Origin of the sequence: Pseudomonas sp. Irchel 3H7 (assembly GCF_900187605.1) — a bacterium.
Classification (GTDB): domain Bacteria; phylum Pseudomonadota; class Gammaproteobacteria; order Pseudomonadales; family Pseudomonadaceae; genus Aquipseudomonas.
In genome coordinates, this window is record NZ_FYEA01000007.1 from 79,129 (window position 1) to 96,276 (window position 17,148).

15 protein-coding genes are annotated in these 17,148 nt (G+C 59.9%); 6 read left to right on the plus strand and 9 right to left on the minus strand.

Going from position 1 to position 17,148, the window contains the following annotated elements:
• Positions 1 to 14: 14 nt before the first annotated feature.
• The 5 genes from CKW38_RS14710 to CKW38_RS14730 form a co-directional block, all read right to left on the minus strand.
• Positions 15 to 1,043, minus strand: a complete 1,029-nt coding sequence (locus tag CKW38_RS14710) for a DUF5924 family protein (RefSeq protein WP_007911799.1) — start codon at positions 1,041 to 1,043, stop codon at positions 15 to 17.
• Positions 1,044 to 1,228: 185 nt separating this feature from the next.
• Positions 1,229 to 2,608, minus strand: coding sequence for a pitrilysin family protein (locus CKW38_RS14715; protein ID WP_095113114.1), 1,380 nt, complete (start codon positions 2,606 to 2,608; stop codon positions 1,229 to 1,231).
• A gap of 169 nt (positions 2,609 to 2,777) precedes the next feature.
• Complete coding sequence (locus CKW38_RS14720; protein WP_007911815.1) at positions 2,778 to 4,436, minus strand: Na/Pi cotransporter family protein; 1,659 nt, start codon at positions 4,434 to 4,436, stop codon at positions 2,778 to 2,780.
• A gap of 305 nt (positions 4,437 to 4,741) precedes the next feature.
• Positions 4,742 to 5,509: a TerC family protein gene (locus CKW38_RS14725; RefSeq protein ID WP_007911817.1), complete on the minus strand. Its 768-nt coding sequence runs from the start codon at positions 5,507 to 5,509 to the stop codon at positions 4,742 to 4,744.
• Between the two features lie 85 nt (positions 5,510 to 5,594).
• A complete protein-coding gene (locus CKW38_RS14730) occupies positions 5,595 to 6,902 on the minus strand; it encodes a CitMHS family transporter (RefSeq protein ID WP_007911819.1) in 1,308 nt (435 codons plus the stop codon).
• Between the two features lie 323 nt (positions 6,903 to 7,225).
• Between CKW38_RS14730 and CKW38_RS14735 the strand changes: the two genes are divergently transcribed.
• Positions 7,226 to 7,627: a GFA family protein gene (locus CKW38_RS14735; RefSeq protein ID WP_095113115.1), complete on the plus strand. Its 402-nt coding sequence runs from the start codon at positions 7,226 to 7,228 to the stop codon at positions 7,625 to 7,627.
• Here the strand turns inward: CKW38_RS14735 and CKW38_RS14740 are convergent, their stop codons facing one another.
• Positions 7,628 to 7,954: a DOPA 4,5-dioxygenase family protein gene (locus tag CKW38_RS14740; RefSeq protein ID WP_007911836.1), complete on the minus strand. Its 327-nt coding sequence runs from the start codon at positions 7,952 to 7,954 to the stop codon at positions 7,628 to 7,630.
• Positions 7,955 to 8,037: 83 nt separating this feature from the next.
• Here CKW38_RS14740 and CKW38_RS14745 point away from each other — a divergent pair, with 83 nt between their 5' ends.
• A complete protein-coding gene (locus CKW38_RS14745; protein WP_095113116.1) occupies positions 8,038 to 8,703 on the plus strand; it encodes an NAD(P)-dependent oxidoreductase in 666 nt (221 codons plus the stop codon).
• An 80-nt stretch (positions 8,704 to 8,783) separates the two neighbouring features.
• Here the strand turns inward: CKW38_RS14745 and CKW38_RS14750 are convergent, their stop codons facing one another.
• A complete protein-coding gene (locus CKW38_RS14750; RefSeq protein ID WP_007911840.1) occupies positions 8,784 to 9,734 on the minus strand; it encodes a LysR family transcriptional regulator in 951 nt (316 codons plus the stop codon).
• A gap of 114 nt (positions 9,735 to 9,848) precedes the next feature.
• On the opposite strand from CKW38_RS14750, the gene betC reads away from it, so the two are divergent.
• The 3 genes from betC (at position 9,849) to CKW38_RS14765 (ending at position 14,126) form a co-directional block, all read left to right on the plus strand.
• The gene (betC, locus tag CKW38_RS14755) at positions 9,849 to 11,363 is read left to right on the plus strand and encodes a choline-sulfatase (protein ID WP_095113117.1); all 1,515 of its coding nucleotides are present in this window, start codon (positions 9,849 to 9,851) and stop codon (positions 11,361 to 11,363) included.
• A 16-nt stretch (positions 11,364 to 11,379) separates the two neighbouring features.
• A complete protein-coding gene (gene choX / locus CKW38_RS14760; RefSeq protein WP_095113118.1) occupies positions 11,380 to 12,300 on the plus strand; it encodes a choline ABC transporter substrate-binding protein in 921 nt (306 codons plus the stop codon).
• Positions 12,301 to 12,557: 257 nt separating this feature from the next.
• Complete coding sequence (locus tag CKW38_RS14765) at positions 12,558 to 14,126, plus strand: SulP family inorganic anion transporter (RefSeq protein WP_095113119.1); 1,569 nt, start codon at positions 12,558 to 12,560, stop codon at positions 14,124 to 14,126.
• A gap of 116 nt (positions 14,127 to 14,242) precedes the next feature.
• On the opposite strand, the gene aroE is transcribed toward CKW38_RS14765, so the two are convergent.
• Together aroE and hemF are read right to left on the minus strand one after the other, a co-directional pair.
• Positions 14,243 to 15,064, minus strand: a complete 822-nt coding sequence (gene aroE / locus CKW38_RS14770; RefSeq protein WP_095113120.1) for a shikimate dehydrogenase — start codon at positions 15,062 to 15,064, stop codon at positions 14,243 to 14,245.
• A gap of 9 nt (positions 15,065 to 15,073) precedes the next feature.
• Positions 15,074 to 15,988 (minus strand): oxygen-dependent coproporphyrinogen oxidase, encoded by a 915-nt coding sequence (hemF, locus tag CKW38_RS14775; protein ID WP_095113121.1) that lies wholly within the window; start codon positions 15,986 to 15,988, stop codon positions 15,074 to 15,076.
• 149 nt (positions 15,989 to 16,137) lie between these two features.
• Here hemF and CKW38_RS14780 point away from each other — a divergent pair, with 149 nt between their 5' ends.
• Positions 16,138 to 17,115 carry a quinone oxidoreductase gene (locus CKW38_RS14780; protein WP_007911852.1) on the plus strand — a complete coding sequence of 326 codons (978 nt, stop codon included), beginning with the start codon at positions 16,138 to 16,140 and terminating at the stop codon, positions 17,113 to 17,115.
• Positions 17,116 to 17,148: the final 33 nt, after the last annotated feature.

Consider the following 17,148-nt stretch of genomic DNA (forward strand, 5'->3'; position numbering starts at 1 on the left):
TAGCACGAACCGGATTACTTTTCTTTGATCGCTGTGCTGTCCGTGACTTCGAAGCGCAGCACGCCGATCACCTGGCCATCCTCGGTCAGCACGCGCACCTGCCATTTGCCCGCCGGGTTGCCGGGGAAGTTCTGCTTGTGCGTCCACGCCCGGTAGCCTTCCTTGCGCCCGCCGTGGATGTCGAGGGCGATACGGTCGACCTCTTTGCCGTTGAATTGCCAGACGTGATAAATCCGCTCATCCAGCCCGCGCGGTGCATTGATCGCGGTGTAGGCGTAGAGGCCATCGCCACGAATCTGCTCGGCGCTGACCGTGTCGAGGCTGGCACCTGGGGTGCGGTCCTGCATTTGCGTGCTGATCGCCACATCCGTCATCCATAGCGTCGCCGGCGGCACCCACGAACGCAGCGCCCAACCCACGCCACCAATGCCGACGGTGATGCACAGGATCGCCAGCGCGTTGCGCAACGTGCGGATCGGGAAGATCGACGCCAGACTCGGGAACGACAACAGCACGGCAATGCCCAGCGCCCACTTGAAACTCTGCGCCGTGGTCAGGTGCATGATCACCGGCAACGCAGTGAGCAGGGCGGCGAACAGGGTCAGCGTGTGCAGTGCGAGAAACGCCCAGCGCCGGGGCGCCAGCCATTTGTAATAGAGCGGGTCGACGATCGAGATCAACGCGGCGACGCTGAGCAGGCCGGTGAAAAACAGCTGGCCACTGTTCCAGGTCGTGGTGATAAAGAAGAACGGCAGGACGAAAAACAGGCTTTCCTGATGGATCATCTGCGTCGCGTAACGCAGCAGCGGCTGGGGAATCTCGCGTTTGAAGATCCGAGTGAAAAGGCCGGTAAGGGTGTTTTCCAGCATCAGCCAGATCCAGCTGAGCAGCATGATCACGGTGATCCAGCTCGCCAGCCCTTGCTGACGATCGACCATGATGAAACTGCCGACACCGGAGATGAACCCGCCAAGCGCAATGACCCCGGGATAGCGCTTCATCAGTTCGAGAATGCGCTGGATCAGGAGCTGTATTTTTGGCATTTGGGCGGTTCACGACTTGAGGGGAAAAAACCTCGACAGAGTAGCGCCCGCCGGGCGTTGTGGCGAGGCTGCCGGTCACTTATTCGGTGCATTTCAGGGCCTCAAAAGATCGCAGCCTTCGGCAACTCCTACATTTGGAACGCAATCCCCTGTAGGAGCTGCCGCAGGCTGCGATCTTTTGATCTTCAACCCCGCTTGCGGTGCAAACGCCAGCCGATCAGGATCAACAACACCAGGCCCAAGCCACCCGCACTCAACCACAACACCTGATCATCACTGAGCAACGGCTTCTCGATCCGCAGATACCCCGGTTGCAGCAACAACTCGCGCATCGCCTTGTTCGCCGCTTCCAGCGTCACCCCTTGCAGCTCGCGCGCCGGATTGGCAAAGCGTCCGTCCTGGTAATCAGCGAGCGCGCTCCAGTAGTAATCCGCCATCGCGCTGTTGCCCTGCACCGCCCACGCCTGATGGGCGATCGAGGCCTGTTTGATCCGCGCAAAGGTGTCCGGGTCGAGACCGTTTTTCAGTAGGTCGGCCTTGAGGTCTTCCAGCACTTGAATGGCCTCGTCGACATCATCGCGATCGAGATCGGCATTCAGGCTCATAAAGCCGACACCGCCAAACACTTCACGCTCGGCCCATGGCCCGTAAGACAAGCCGTGGTTGAGGCGGATCTGTCGGTACAGCGCCCAGTCGAGGTAATCCTTCAGAATGTCGAACGTCTGGTCGTACTGATCATCGATCACCGGCTCCGGCACCAGCCAGTGCAGTTTGGCGCTGTCACCGATAAAGCCAAGGGTGAGGGTGCGTTCATGGGCGGCACTGGTACGGATGTCCGGTAGCGGGCGGTGTTCGCTCGGCTCGACCGCTTCGAGTGCGCCCCAGGTGCGTTCCAGATAGGCCGGCAGCAGCTTGTCGAGTTCGCCGACGACGATCAGGGTCATGTTGTTCGGTGCGTACCAGGCCTTGCGAACCTTCTCCAGTTGTTCCTGAGTCAGGTGACCGACCTCGGCGCGCTGCGGGCATTTCAAGCCCAGTTCGACGGCGAGCTGATTGCTCGCGGTGTGGCCGAGATCCTGCCGATCGAGAAAGCGTTGCAGACGCGTGTAATGGCCGCCGTCCTCGCGCTCGACCACACGTTTGGCGGCGTTGATGGCGTTGTCGTCGATGCGCGTTTGCGTAAGCAGAGCGAGCAGCAGGTCGAGCACTTTGCGTTGGTTTTTCGCCGGGGCCTCGATGACAAACGTGGTGTCGGCATTGCTGGTGAACGCGTTCCAGTCACCGCCCAGCGCCTGCATGCGTTCCTCTAAACCACCTTCGCCGGTCGCATCGATGCCGCTGAAGAGCAGGTGTTCGAGCAGGTGCGGCAACTCCTTTTCGTCACAGTCGAAATCATCGAGGCCGACACCGACCACCAGCCGGATCGCCACGTGCCCACGCTCGGTGCCGGGTTTGAGCATCAGTTGCAAACCGTTGGGCAGCGCATAGCCTTCGACCTGAAAACGATCCAGGGCAAAGGCGGGCAGGGAACCGAGCAACAGACAGGCGAACAACAGGCAACGCATAACAGGCTTCCGTACGGCTGATTTGGAGATCCGTGTCGTCAGTCAGGCCCCCATCGCGAGCAGGCTCACTCCTGCATTTGGAATGCATCCCCCCTGTAGGAGTGAGCCTGCTCGCGATAGCGGCCTGAAGGCTGAATCAATGTAACTGACTAAACCCAGCCCCAGTCGTTCAAGGCGAATGCGTAATGTCGGCAATATCATCCGCCGCCAGCGCCCCGGTATCCGCCGTTTCCAGCACCACATACGCACTGCCGCAAAACAGCGAATTCAAGCGTTTCATGTCGGCAATCAACTCCAGGTGCAGCGAACTGGTCTCGATACTCTGCACGATCTTGCGTTGCAAACGGCTGACATGCGCATGGGCCAAACGCCGCTCCTGGGCGCGGAAACGGCGTTTCTCGCGCAGCAATTGCCGGGCACTTTCGCGGTCACCACTGAGGAACACCGAAAGGCCCAAACGCAGGTTGGAAATCAGTTGCTGCTGCAATCCGGCCAGATCCTCCAGACCTTCTTCGGAAAACGAACGCCGCTGCGAGGTCTTCTGCTGCTGGATCTTGCGCAGCATGCGTTCGATCAGGTCGGCGGCCAGTTTCAGGTTGATCGAAAGCTCAATGATCTCGGCCCAGCGCCGACTGTCCTGCTCGCCGAGGTCTTCGCGGGGCATCTGCGCCAGGTATAACTTGATCGCGCTGTAGAGCGCTTCGACGTCGTCGGTCAATCGGCGCATTTCCTGGGTGACGGCGGTCTGCTTGCCGCGCAGCACATCGAGGGTCGCGTCGAGCATGTTGTCGAGCAGATCGCCCATGCGCAGGGTTTCCCGCGCGGCGTTGGCCAGCGCCAGGCTCGGTGTAACCAGCGCCGTCGCGTCGAGATGGCGCGGTTTGGCGGTGCCGTTGACCTCCGGCCGCTCTGGCAGCAGCCAGGCGCAGAGGCGTGCCATCGGCCCGACGCTTGGCAGCAGAATCAGGCAACGCGCGGTGTTGTAGAGCAGGTGGAAGCCGATGACCATTTCCTGCGGGCTGAAATCGAGGCTGTCGATCCAGTGCACCAGCGGATCGAGCACCGGGATGATCAGCAGCAGGCCAATGAGTTTGTACAACAGACTGCCCAACGCCACTTGCCGCCCGGCGGCGTTCTGCATGCTGGTGCTCATGAACGCGAGAATGCCGCTGCCGATGTTGGCGCCGATCACCAGACCGATCGCCACTGGCAGGCTGATCACACTGGCCCCGGCCAAGGTCGCCGTGAGCAGTACGGCGGCGAGACTGGAGTAGGAAATCATCGCGAACAACGCGCCGACCAGGGCGTCGAGGAGAATGTCACCGGTCAACGAGGCGAAAATCACCTTCACCCCTTGCGCGTGGGTGATTGGCGCAGCAGCCTCAACGATCAATTGCAGCGCGAGAATGATCAGCCCGAGGCCGATCGACACCCGGCCCATTTGCCCGAGCCGCGTCTGTTTGCGCGACAGAAAGAAAATCACCCCGAGAAAGATCAGCAGCGGCGACAGCCATGACAGGTCAAACGTCAGCACCCGCGCCATCAGCGCGGTACCGACGTCGGCGCCGAGCATGGTCGCCAGCGCCGGGGTCAGCGCCATCAGACCCTGACCCACGAAGGAGGTGACGAGCATGGCCGTGGCATTGCTGCTCTGCACCATGGCGGTAACGACAATGCCGGCAACGAACGCGAGCCAGCGCTTGGACATGTTCTGGCCAATCACATGGCGCAGGTTGGTGCCATACACCCGCAGGATGCCGGTTCTGACGATGTGCGTGCCCCAGATCAGCAGGGCGACGGCGGAAAGCAGATTGAGCAGGGTGAGCATGCAGACCCCCTGTAATAGCAGTGCCTCAGAGAGGCAAGTTGACGGTACCGCGCGGTTTCTACGTTTTTGATACTTAAGCTGTAGTTGGCTAACGGTCTGGGCGCCAGCATTGCACAGCTAAAGTGTCGATTGAAACAAAAGTGTCATGAAAAGCGCTTCATACACTCACCTGAATCCACCACAAACAAATGTAGGAGTGAGCCTGCTCGCGATAGGGCCATCAGCCTCAACATTGATGTTGACTGAAAGACCGCTATCGCGAGCAGGCTCACTCCTACAAGGGGTGTTGCCTGAAGACTACCGGGTTACTGGCCCGGGATGTCCTTGCGCAGTTTCACCGGATCTTGCTGCTGTCGCTTCTTGGCCATTGCGCCGCGCAGCTTGATGTTGATCGCCTCAACCGCCAGCGAGAACGCCATGGCGAAGTAGACGTAGCCTTTCGGCACATGCACGTCGAACGACTCGGCAATCAGCACGGTACCGACCACCAACAGGAACGACAGCGCCAGCATCTTCAGCGACGGGTGCTTGTCGATGAACTCGCTGATCTTGCCCGAGGCCAGCATCATCACCAGTACCGCCACAACGATCGCCGCGACCATCACCGGCACGTGGGAAACCATACCCACTGCGGTGATCACCGAATCCAGCGAGAAGACGATGTCGATGATCGCGATCTGGATGATGGTGTAAAGGAAGTTGCCACCCTTGCCACCCGGGGTTTCGTCGCTTTCGTCTTCGCCTTCCAGCGCGTGATACATCTCTTGCGAGCTCTTCCACAGCAGGAACAGACCACCGAAGAACAGAATCAGGTCTCGGCCGGAAATGCCCTGACCGAACACTTCGAACAGGTCGGCGGTGAGGCGCATGACCCAGGTGATCGACAGCAGCAACAGGATGCGGGTGATCATGGCCAGGCCAAGACCGAAGATCCGGGTGCGCTGCTGCATGTGTTTCGGCATGCGGCTGACCAGGATCGAAATCATGATGATGTTATCGATGCCGAGGACGATTTCCAGGGCGGTCAGGGTGAAGAAGGCAACCCAGATTTCGGGGTTGGTCAGCCATTCCATGTGTATTCCTTTGAGCGATTGTTAAACCGAAAAAGGTCCGGGCTTCAAACCGCGAAGCCAGGACCCGAAACGGTGAGTCTTGGGCTTATAGAGTGCTGAACACCGGGAAAGTCCCCAACAGCAGTGCAGCAATCAGGATGCAGATACAAACCAGGATCGCCCATTTCAGGGTGAAACGCTGGTGGTCACCGAAATCAATGCCGGCCAGGGCTACCAACAGATACGTCGATGGCACCAACGGGCTCAGCAAGTGGACGGGCTGACCGACGATCGAGGCACGGGCCATTTCCACTGCGGTGATCCCGTAGTGGCTGGCGGCTTCGGCCAACACCGGCAACACGCCATAGTAAAACGCATCGTTGGACATGAAGAAGGTGAACGGCATGCTCACCAGCGCCGTGATCACCGCCAGGTACGGGCCGAGGAAATCCGGAATCACCGCCAACAGGCTCTTCGACATCGCATCGACCATGCCGGTGCCGCTCAGGATACCGGTGAAGATACCCGCCGCAAAGATCAGACCGACCACTGCCAGCACGCTACCGGCGTGAGCGGCGACACGATCCTTCTGCATCTGCAGGCAAGGGTAGTTGACGATCATGGCAATACTGAACGCAACCATGAACAGCACCGGCAATGGCAGCAGGCCGGCGATCAGGGTGCACATCAGGCCGAAAGTCAGGGCGCCGTTGAACCAGATCAGTTTTGGACGGCGGGCATCCGGGAACTGCGACACGCTGATTTCGCTGTGATCGATATCATCGCCAACCAGATGCAGCTCACCCAGACGCGCACGCTCACGTTTACCGTAGAAATAAGCGATAACCAGAATCGCCACTACACCAGCGGCCATGGCCGGAATCATCGGCACGAAAATGTCCGACGGATCGACATGCAGCGCACTCGCCGCACGCGCGGTCGGGCCGCCCCACGGCGTCATGTTCATCACGCCACCGGCGAGGATGATCAGACCGGCCATGATCCGCGGGCTCATGCCGATGCGGCTGTACAGCGGCAGCATGGCGGCCACGCAGATCATATAAGTGGTCGCGCCGTCACCATCGAGGGAAACGACGAGCGCCAGTACGGCGGTGCCGACCGAAACCTTCAGCGGGTCACCCTTGACCAGTTTGAGAATCTTGCGCACGGCCGGGTCAAACAGGCCGGAGTCGATCATCAGGGCGAAATAGAGAATCGCGAACATCAGCATCACGCCAGTCGGCGCGAGCTTGGTGATGCCTTCGAGCATCATCGGGCCGATCTTCGGTGCAAAACCGCCGAACAGGGCGAAGACGATCGGGATGATGATCAGAGCGATCAGCGCGGACAGGCGCTTGGTCATGATCAGGAACATGAACGTGATGACCATGGCGAAGCCAAGGAAAGTCAGCATGGGAATACTCCAGGCGTAGCGCGGCTAGTTAAATGAGCAGATCGGACGGGATCAGCGCAGAACGGGAAGCACGAGACGTACGGGCGGAGTGACAGCGAAAAGGCGGGCTACAGAGGACATCAGAATCACCATTGTTGTTGTTAATTGGGCCGTTCGTGCGAGGTATCACACGCGTTGGCCAACCGGTCTGTTGCCGGAAGTGGAGGCGATCCTAATCGGGGAAGCTTTCAGCTACCTTTCGCTTGAGAAAGCTTTGAATGAACGGTCAACCGGCCGTCGGATGCGAACTAGAGTCAATAAACACGGGAAGGGGAGCTTTCGAGATGAGCGAATTGCACAGCGGCGGCTGCCATTGCGGACACATTCGTTATCAGTTCAGCGGGGCCTTGCAGGATATCGCCCATTGCCATTGTTCGATTTGCCGCCGAGTCAGCGGCGGAATCGTCACGACCTGGATCACCGTGCCGGCAGCGAATTTTCAATGGCTGGCCGGCGTGCCTTCGCGATATGACTCGTCGGCCAGTTGCGCGCGGTTCTTCTGCCCGCACTGCGGCGCGCAACTGGCGCTGGTGACATTACTCAGCCCCGAGAGCATCGACGTGACCATCGCCACCCTTGATCACCCAGAGCAGGCACCCGCCGAGCGACACATCTGGACGAACAGCCAATTGCCCTGGCTGCATCTGGACGAGCATCTGCCAGGCGAGGCAGCAGAAACGATTTGATCAAAAAATAGACAGATCCAGCGTTCGGATCGCGCCCATCCAGATCGCGTGCTCCGTATGGTCGAGCAAGTCATCGCCAGTGTCCGGGTGCAGAAACACCACCAAGCCTTTACGGTTCAGCGCCAGCCATGGCAGCACATCGCCAATCAGCTCGGGGCCGAAGGCCAATTGGCAACTCCAGTCCGGATGCGGCCCGACCGGGCGCTCGTGGACGCGGCCCATCTTCAATGAAAACAATTGCGCGGCCTGCTCGCACAAGGCCCGCGCCTGTTCAATGGTGTCGGCGTCAAAATAGACGTGGGCGTGGTAGCCCTTGATCGCTTGCATCGCAAACCCTCGGAAATCGGTTCGAACCCTCGGCGTTGCCCGTATGTCACACGCCATACAAGGGATAAGAAAAGGGATCAGCCATGAAAAATGCCGAAACCCCGGCGGTAAAAGTGGTGCTCTATGGTGCCATGAGTAGCCTGGGCAGCGCGTTGATGGCTGAATTGCTGCGTCGTCAGCACGAAGTCATCGCCATCCTCGACGATTTGACCGCACTCGCGCCGCGTCCTGGATTGCGCACCAAAACGGGCGATTTGTTCGACTCGGAACGGGTCAATCAGAGTGTGGCCGGCAGTTCGGCGGTCATCTGTCTACTGGATGCGCCGGGGTTACCGTTCAGCAGCGATCAGGTTGAACGCTCCGTAGTGCTCGGACCGGTCGAGCAAGTCTTGGCCGTCGACGCACTGGTTGATGGCCTGCAAGCGGCCAATGTGTCGCGGCTGTTTCTGGTGGGCGACTTTGCCGTACTTGATGAGCCGGATGTTGATGATCGCCTGCAACGTCATGCTGCCGAAGAAATTCGCGAAGCCGTGCAAAGCAGCCCGCTGCACTGGACGCTGGTCAATGCACCGCACGGCGTGGCCGGGCTGACCATCGAACATTTCAGTCAAGTCGGCGGCAACCTGGAACCGGGTCTGGCCGAACCGCTGGAGCGGCTGAATCGCGTGGCGGTGGGCATAGCCGATGAGCTAAGGCTGAATTTGCATGTGGGTGAACATGTGAATTTTGTGGCGGCTTCAGATTCGTAAAAGATCGCAGCCTTCGGCAGCTCCTACAGGGGACCGCGTTCCAGATGCAGGAGCTGCCGAAGGCTGCGATCTTTTGATCTTCAAACCGCAATCGAAGGCAATGCCAACCCATTGAGCGATTCAGCGCTACTCGCCTGCTCCACCATCAACCAATCGACAAACTGCTGAATCAGAGTGCCCCGGCGTTTGCGTTGCGGCAGCACCACGTAATAACCCAACCGCGACAGCGTCGTTTCAGCAATCGGCCGGCACAACAAACCCTGACTCAGCAAGTTATCCACAAGGTGCCGCCAGCCAATCGCCACGCCTTGCCCGCCAATCGCCGCTTGAATCAACAGCGTGTAATTGTCGAAGCGCAATTGCCCCGGCGCTGGCGGTGTATTGATACCCAGTTCACGGAACAGACCACTCCAGTCAAACCAGTTGCTGCTGTTTTCCCCGCGCAGGTGCAACAACGGAAACTCCAGCAACGCCTGAGCAGGCAAGGGCGGGGCGCGGTCCTTGAGCAATTGCGGACTGCACACGGGGAACACTTCTTCGCTGAACAGCCAATGGCTTTCACCCTGTTTAAAGCGCCCATCGCCAAACAGGATCGCCACATCGATATCGGTGCGCAGCATGTTGTGGTTGCGTTCGCTGGTCACGAGGCTGACGTCGACCTGCGGATTGGCTTCGTGAAAGCGATGCAGGCGCGGCATCAGCCAATACGCAGCGAAGGCAAAATCAGTGGCAACCTGCAGGACTTCATGTTGCTGCTGTGCGCTGATCGCACTCAATCCTGCATCGATATTCTGCAAACCGAGGTTAACTTGCTCAAACAGTATCGCGCCGACTTCGGTCAGCTCGATGCCACGGTAGATGCGATCAAACAACCGCGTACCAAGTTTTTCTTCCAGCCGTTTGATTTGCTGGCTGATCGCCGGTTGTGTGGTGCCCAGCTCGACCGCCGCCGCGGTAAAACTGCGATGCCTGGCTGCGGCCTCGAAGGCGCGCAGCAGGTCGAGGGACAGATCCCCCAGAGCTTCATACATAAGCTGTGCTTATCCTAGTCATTGTCCGGCGCGGGCTTTACCGAATACAGCATGGACTCCATGCTCGATCGCAGCAATGTCGCATAAATATTCACTATGGAATGCCGCGATCACATGAAGCGCAAGAATATTCTTTTCATCATGGCCGATCAGATGGCCGCGCCAATGTTGCCGATCTACGGCCCGTCGCCGATCAAACTGCCGAATCTTTCCCGCCTCGCCGCCCAAGGCGTGGTGTTCGATGCCGCTTACTGCAACAGCCCGTTATGCGCGCCGTCGCGTTTCACCCTGGTCAGCGGCCAGTTGCCGAGCAAGATTGGCGCCTATGACAACGCGGCGGATTTCCCCGCCGACATTCCGACCTACGCCCACTACCTGCGCCGCCTCGGCTACCGCACCGCGCTGTCGGGCAAGATGCATTTTTGCGGTCCGGACCAGTTGCATGGTTATGAAGAACGTCTGACCAGTGATATCTACCCAGCCGACTATGGCTGGGCCGTGAACTGGGATGAGCCGGACGTGCGGCCGAGCTGGTATCACAATATGTCTTCGGTGCTGCAGGCCGGGCCGTGTGTGCGCACCAACCAGCTCGATTTCGATGAAGAGGTGGTGTTCAAGGCGCAGCAATACCTGTTCGATCACATTCGCGAGGATGGCGATCGCCCGTTCTGCCTGACCGTATCGATGACTCACCCACACGATCCCTACACCATTCCCAAGGCGTTCTGGGATTTGTACAACGATGCCGATATCCCGCTTCCGATCACGCCGGATCAACACGAACTCGATCCGCACTCGCAACGTCTGCTCAAGGTTTACGACCTGTGGGACAAGCCGCTGCCTGTGGATAAGATCCGCGATGCACGCCGGGCCTACTTCGGCGCCTGCAGCTATATCGACGCCAACGTCGGCAAACTTCTGCAAACCCTCGAAGAAACCGGACTAATTGACGACACCATCATTGTGTTCTCCGGTGACCACGGCGACATGCTCGGCGAGAAAGGCCTCTGGTACAAAATGCACTGGTACGAGATGGCGGCCCGTGTGCCCCTGTTGATAAGTGCCCCAGGCCAGTTCGATGCCGGGCGGGTTAGCGCAGCCGTGTCGACCGCTGACCTGTTGCCGACCTTCGTTGAACTGGCCGGCGGAACGCTGGAACCGGGCTTGCCGCTCGACGGCCGCTCACTGGTTTCACACCTGCAAGGGCAGGGCGGCCATGACCAAGTGTTTGGCGAATACATGGCCGAAGGCACCATCAGCCCGTTGATGATGATCCGTCGCGGCGCCTACAAATTTATCTACAGTGAAAGCGACCCTTGCCTACTTTTCAACGTAGACAACGATCCGCGTGAACTGGAAGAACTCAGCCAATCGCCGCAACATCGCCAGCTGTTCGACGATTTTCTCGCCGAGGCGCGGGCCAAGTGGGACATCCCGGCAATACACCACGACGTCCTCGCCAGCCAGCGCCGTCGCCGATTTGTTGCCGACGCATTAACCATCGGCAAGCTGAAGAGCTGGGATCACCAGCCGCTGGTGGACGCCAGTCAGCAGTACATGCGCAACCACATCGACCTCGATGATCTGGAACGCAAAGCACGTTATCCACAACCCTGCCAAAACCAATAATGTTAAGGGGAAGTCCATGCGCAAGTTATCCACAGTAGTGACGGTTGGCCTGATCGCGTTGAGCAGCACTTCGGCCTTCGCCGAGCAGAGCTGCGACACGGTGAAAATGGCTGATCCGGGCTGGAGCGACATCGCCGCGACCAACGCCATCACCGGGTTTCTGCTGGACGGCATGGGCTACAAGGCCAAGGTCGACACCCTCGCGGTGCCGATTACTTTTGGCGGGTTGAAGGATGGCCAAGTGGATGTGTTCCTCGGCAACTGGATGCCGGCGCAGCAGGGCTTCTACGACAAGTTCGTCGCCACCGGCGATGTCACGCAACTGGCGAAAAACCTCGACGGCACCGAGTTCACCCTGGCTGTACCGGATTACGTGTGGGACGCCGGTGTGCATAACTTTGCCGACCTGAACAAATACGCCGACAAGTTCGAGCGCAAGATCTACGGCATCGGCTCGGGCGCGCCGGCAAACATCTCGCTGCAGGAGATCATCAAGAAGAACGACTTCGACATGGGCCAGTGGAAGCTGATCGAGTCCAGCGAACAGGCGATGCTGGCTGAAGTGTCGCGGGCGGTGAAGAAACAGAAATTCGTCACCTTCCTCGGCTGGACGCCGCACCCGATGAACGTGCAGTTGAAGATGCATTACCTGAAGGGTGGCGAGAAGTACTTTGGCGAGACTGGCAGCGTGTTTACGTTGACACGCAAGGGCTACGCCGAGGCGTGTCCGAATGTGGGTAAATTGCTGACCAATCTTTCGTTCACTCAGGAGATGGAGAACAGCATCATGGCTGAGGTGGTGAACAAGAAGGTCACTAATGCCGAGGCGGCGAAGGCGTGGATCAAGGCGAACCCGGCGGTGCTGGACAAGTGGCTGGATGGGGTGAAGACCGTAGATGGCAAGGATGCGTTGGTGGCGGTGAAGGCGAAGCTCTGATCGTGGGATTGCTGGAATTGTGCACTGCTTGAGATTTTTACCCCCTCACCCCAGCCCTCTCCCCCAGAGGGGGCGAGGGGGAAAGGGAGCCGATATTTGTTGCATTCAAAACTTGCGTTCAACTTTGAAATCGCAGGTTGATGAATCTCTGACAGACACCTCGGTCAGTCCCCTCTCCCTCTGGGAGAGGGCTAGGGTGAGGGGCCTTTCCCCTGACACCCTGATAACCTTGAATAAAACCCCAACCGCGAGGACCCATGGCCTTCCCCAGCCGCCACTCTCTCTTGCCCTTCCTCACCTGGCTACCGCGGCAAACCCGCGCCAGCGTCGGACGGGATCTGATCGTCGGCCTCAGCGGTGCGATTCTCGCGTTACCCCAGTCGATTGCCTACGCGCTGATCGCCGGCCTCCCACCTGAATACGGCCTCTACGCCGCGATCATTCCGGTGTTGATCGCCTGCCTGTGGGGCTCATCCTGGCACTTGATCTGCGGCCCGACGGCGGCGATTTCGATTGTGCTGTACGCCAGCGTCAGTCCCTTGGCCGTGCCAGCCTCGCAGGACTACATCACCTTGATCCTGCTGCTGACGTTCCTGGCCGGGATTTTCCAGTGGCTGCTCGGCCTGCTGCGCTTCGGTGCGCTGGTGAATTTCGTCTCGCATTCGGTGGTACTCGGTTTCACTCTCGGCGCGGCGGTGGTGATCGCCATTGGGCAATTGCCGAATCTGTTGGGACTGGAATTACCGGCGAAAGCCACGGCGCTGGCGAGTCTGATGGATCTGCTGCAGCACCTCAGGGCTGTGGATAAACCGTCGTTAGTTCTGGGCATAGCCACGGTGGTGGTCGGCGTGGTGCTGAAACAACTGCTGCCACGCTGGCCAACGCTGTTGATCACATTGGTGCTGGCCAGTCTGCTGGTGTGGCTGTGGCCGGCGATGTTCGGGCATGTGCATCTGGTCAGCGCGTTTGTCGGGCGCCTGCCGCCGTTCAGTGGCTTGCCGCTGGATCTGGATTTGATCCTGCGTTTGCTGCCGAGCGCCGTGGCGGTGGGCATGCTCGGGCTGGTCACCAGCCTGTCGATCGCGCGCTCGATTTCCGCTCGGTCGCAACAGTTGCTCGATGCCAATCAGGAAGTTCGCGCGCAGGGTTTATCGAACATCGTCGGGGCGTTTTTTTCCGGGTCGCTGTCAGCCGGATCGTTTACCCGTTCGGGGTTGAGCTACGAGGCGGGCGCCTGTTCGCCATTGGCCGGGATCTTTTCAGCGATCTGGGTGGCGTTGTTTGCGATTTTCGGCGCCGGTCTGATTTCGCACATTCCCATTCCGGCAATGGCGGGCAGCATTCTGCTGATCGCCTGGGGCCTGGTCGATCATCGCGGCATTCGCGCGTTGCTGCGAGTCAGCCGTGCCGAGTTCGTGGTCATGGCGCTGACTTGCCTGGCGACATTGCTGCTGGAATTGCAGACGGCGATTTATGCCGGGGTGCTGGCATCACTGTTCTTCTACCTCAAGCGCACCTCGCAACCGCGTGTGCAGCATTGGCGCGACGGTGAGGATGATGTTTTGCGCGTCGGCGGCTCGATCTTTTTCGGCGCCAGCCATTACCTGCAAGTGCGCCTGCAGCGCCTGCACGGCGCGCGGGTGGTGATCGAGGCGCAGCAAATCAACTTCATCGACTATTCGGGGGTGGAGATGCTGCATCAGGAGGCGCGGCGTTTATTGCGCCAGAATCGCAGCCTGACCTTGCGCCGGGCGCGGCCGCAGGTGGTGGAGGAATTAAGGAAGCTTGAGGGGCCGGAGAAATGTCCGATCCGGTTTGAGGATTGATTGGCGATCGAGGTAATCCTTGTGGGAGCGAGCCTGCTCGCGAAGACTGCGGCACATCCAACATTGATGTGTCAGACAGACCGCTTTCGCGAGCAGGCTCGCTCCCACATGGGTACTTATTGGGCCAGTTGTCGACGCAACTCGGCGAGTACTGGCGCCGTATCAGGGCGTACACCGCGCCACAGGAAAAACGCCTCGGCCGCCTGCTCCGCCAACATCCCCAAGCCATCCATCGATACCGCCGCGCCATGCTCAGTGGCCCAACGGCAGAACGCTGTCGGCTCCTTGCCGTACATCATGTCGTAGCACAGGGTCTTGCCCGGCTCGATCAGGCTCGGCGCAATCGGCGGCACATCACCGGTCAGGCTGGCAGATGTAGCGTTGATGATCACGTCCACCGGCTCGCGCAACCAGTCGAAACCACTGGCTGACACCGGCCCGAGGTCGCAGAACAACTCGGCCAGCAATTCAGCCTTGTCCACCGTGCGATTGGCGATGATCACCGACGCGGGCTTCTCCGCCAGCAACGGCTCCAGCGCACCGCGCACCGCGCCACCGGCACCCAGCAGCAGAATACGTTTGCCGGTCAGGCTGAACCCGGCGTTCACCGTCAGATCACGCACCAGTCCGGCGCCGTCGGTGTTGTCACCCAGCAGCGAGCCGTCCGCCAGTTTGCTCAAGGTATTCACCGCACCGGCCCGCTGCGCACGAGCAGTCAGGCTATTGGCCAAACGGTAAGCGTCTTCCTTGAACGGCACGGTAACGTTGGCACCGCGACCGTCCTGGAAAAACGCCGTGGCGCAGCCGGCGAAATCATCAAGCGGCGCCAGCAGCGTGCAGTAGTCGAGGCTCTGACCGGTCTGCGCAGCGAACAGTTTGTGAATCATCGGCGATTTGCTGTGGCCGATCGGGTTACCGAAAACGACGTAACGATCCATCAGAAATCCTCAGGCTTCGCCTAACCAGTCGCGGTCTTGCAGGAAGTACTCGGTCAGGCGCGCTTCTTCGCTGCCAGGTGCAGCCTTCCAGTCATAGCCCCAGCGCACTTGCGGCGGCAGCGACATCAGGATCGATTCGGTTCGCCCGCCCGATTGCAGGCCGAACAGCGTGCCACGGTCGTACACCAGGTTGAACTCGACGTAACGGCCACGGCGGAATTCCTGGAATTCACGCTGCTGCGCGGTGAAAGCATCGTTTTTACGGCGCTGCATGATCGGCAGATAGGCGTCGATGTAAGCGTCGCCGATGGCGCGCATGAAGGCGAAGCTGGTGTCGAAGTCCCACTCGTTCAGGTCATCGAAGAACAGACCGCCGATGCCGCGCGGTTCGTGGCGATGCTTGATGTGGAAGTAGGTGTCGCACCAGGCTTTATAGCGCGGGTAGACATCCGCCCCGAACGGCACGCAAGCCTGCTCGGCGACGCGGTGCCAGTGGATGCAGTCTTCTTCGTTGCCGTAATACGGGGTCAGGTCGAAGCCGCCGCCGAACCACCAGACCGGCTCTTCACCTTCCTTCTCGGCAATGAAAAAACGCACGTTGGCGTGGGAAGTCGGCACATGCGGGTTGTGCGGGTGGATCACCAGCGACACGCCAAGCGCTTCGAAACCGCGACCGGCCAATTCCGGGCGATGGGCGCTGGCTGAAGGCGGCAGGCCGCTGCCAAAGACGTGGGAGAAGTTGACGCCGCCCTTTTCGATCACCGTACCGTTCTCGATCACGCGGGTGCGACCGCCACCGCCGGCGGGCCGGGTCCAGGCGTCTTCGACGAAGCGCGTGCCGCCGTCCTCGGTTTCGAGAGCCGCGCAGATGCGGTCTTGCAGGTCGAGCAGATAGGCCTTTACGGCGTCGGTGCGGGTCGTCATGGCTTCACCTTGAATCGGGCGGCGCCCCGCAGGCGGGCGACGCAAATGGGCGCGTAGCATACCACCGCACAACGACCCGCCGCAGTTGACGAAGATCAAGCATGGGAGTTGGATAGGGGGCTCACAAAAGACCCAAGGAGAGCAGGCAAATGGCAAAGCGTATCCAGTTCCGCGCCCACGGCGGCCCCGAAGTGCTCGAATATGTTGACTATCAACCCGCCACCCCCGGCCCGAATCAGGTACGCGTTGCCAACAAGGCCATCGGCCTGAACTTCATCGATACCTATTTCCGTAGCGGCCTGTATGCGCCGCCAGCCTTGCCGTCCGGCCTGGGCGCTGAAGGTGCGGGCATCGTCGAGGCCGTGGGCAGCGACGTCACCCGCTTCAAGGTCGGTGATCGCGTGGCCTACGGCAGCGGCCCGTTGGGGGCCTACAGCGAATTGCATGTGCTGCCCCAGGACAATCTGGTGCACCTGCCCGACGAAATCAGCTTCGAAACGGCTGCCGGGGTCATGCTCAAAGGCCTGACCGTGCAGTATCTGTTGCGTCAGACTTATGAGCTCAAGGGTGGTGAAACCATTCTGTTCCACGCTGCGGCAGGGGGTGTCGGTTCGCTCGCCTGCCAATGGGCCAAGGCCTTGGGCGTGAAGCTGATCGGCACCGTCAGCTCCAAAGAGAAGGCCGAGCTGGCCAAGGCCAATGGCGCCTGGGCGACCATCGATTACAGCCACGAAAACGTTGCGCAACGCGTGCTGGAGTTGACCGATGGCAAGAAAGTCCCGGTGGTCTATGACGGCGTCGGCAAGGACACCTGGCTGACCTCTCTCGACAGTGTGTCGCCGCGCGGTCTGGTCGTAAGCTTCGGTAATGCTTCCGGCGCGGTGGACGGGGTCAATCTGGGCATTCTTGCCGCCAAAGGCTCGCTCTACGTAACCCGGCCGACACTGGCAACTTATGCCAACAATGCCGAAAACCTGCAGCGGATGGCCGATGAATTGTTCGAGATGATCATCAGCGGCAAGTTGAAGGTGGACATCAGCCAGCGTTATCCACTGGCTGATGCGGCGAAGGCGCAAACCGAACTGTCGGCACGCCGCACCACCGGTTCCACCGTCCTGCTGCCTTGATACCTCCCGGCGTCCTGCCAGTCAGGGTTTCAG

Coding starts and splice junctions, on each gene's coding strand:
- CKW38_RS14710 (WP_007911799.1), bottom strand. CDS start 1,043: ATGCCAAAAATACAGCTCCTGATCCAGCGCATTCTCGAACTGATGAAG.
- CKW38_RS14715 (WP_095113114.1), bottom strand. CDS start 2,608: ATGCGTTGCCTGTTGTTCGCCTGTCTGTTGCTCGGTTCCCTGCCCGCC.
- CKW38_RS14720 (WP_007911815.1), bottom strand. CDS start 4,436: ATGCTCACCCTGCTCAATCTGCTTTCCGCCGTCGCCCTGCTGATCTGG.
- CKW38_RS14725 (WP_007911817.1), bottom strand. CDS start 5,509: ATGGAATGGCTGACCAACCCCGAAATCTGGGTTGCCTTCTTCACCCTG.
- CKW38_RS14730 (WP_007911819.1), bottom strand. CDS start 6,902: ATGCTGACTTTCCTTGGCTTCGCCATGGTCATCACGTTCATGTTCCTG.
- CKW38_RS14735 (WP_095113115.1), top strand. CDS start 7,226: ATGAGCGAATTGCACAGCGGCGGCTGCCATTGCGGACACATTCGTTAT.
- CKW38_RS14740 (WP_007911836.1), bottom strand. CDS start 7,954: ATGCAAGCGATCAAGGGCTACCACGCCCACGTCTATTTTGACGCCGAC.
- CKW38_RS14745 (WP_095113116.1), top strand. CDS start 8,038: ATGAAAAATGCCGAAACCCCGGCGGTAAAAGTGGTGCTCTATGGTGCC.
- CKW38_RS14750 (WP_007911840.1), bottom strand. CDS start 9,734: ATGTATGAAGCTCTGGGGGATCTGTCCCTCGACCTGCTGCGCGCCTTC.
- betC (WP_095113117.1), top strand. CDS start 9,849: ATGAAGCGCAAGAATATTCTTTTCATCATGGCCGATCAGATGGCCGCG.
- choX (WP_095113118.1), top strand. CDS start 11,380: ATGCGCAAGTTATCCACAGTAGTGACGGTTGGCCTGATCGCGTTGAGC.
- CKW38_RS14765 (WP_095113119.1), top strand. CDS start 12,558: ATGGCCTTCCCCAGCCGCCACTCTCTCTTGCCCTTCCTCACCTGGCTA.
- aroE (WP_095113120.1), bottom strand. CDS start 15,064: ATGGATCGTTACGTCGTTTTCGGTAACCCGATCGGCCACAGCAAATCG.
- hemF (WP_095113121.1), bottom strand. CDS start 15,988: ATGACGACCCGCACCGACGCCGTAAAGGCCTATCTGCTCGACCTGCAA.
- CKW38_RS14780 (WP_007911852.1), top strand. CDS start 16,138: ATGGCAAAGCGTATCCAGTTCCGCGCCCACGGCGGCCCCGAAGTGCTC.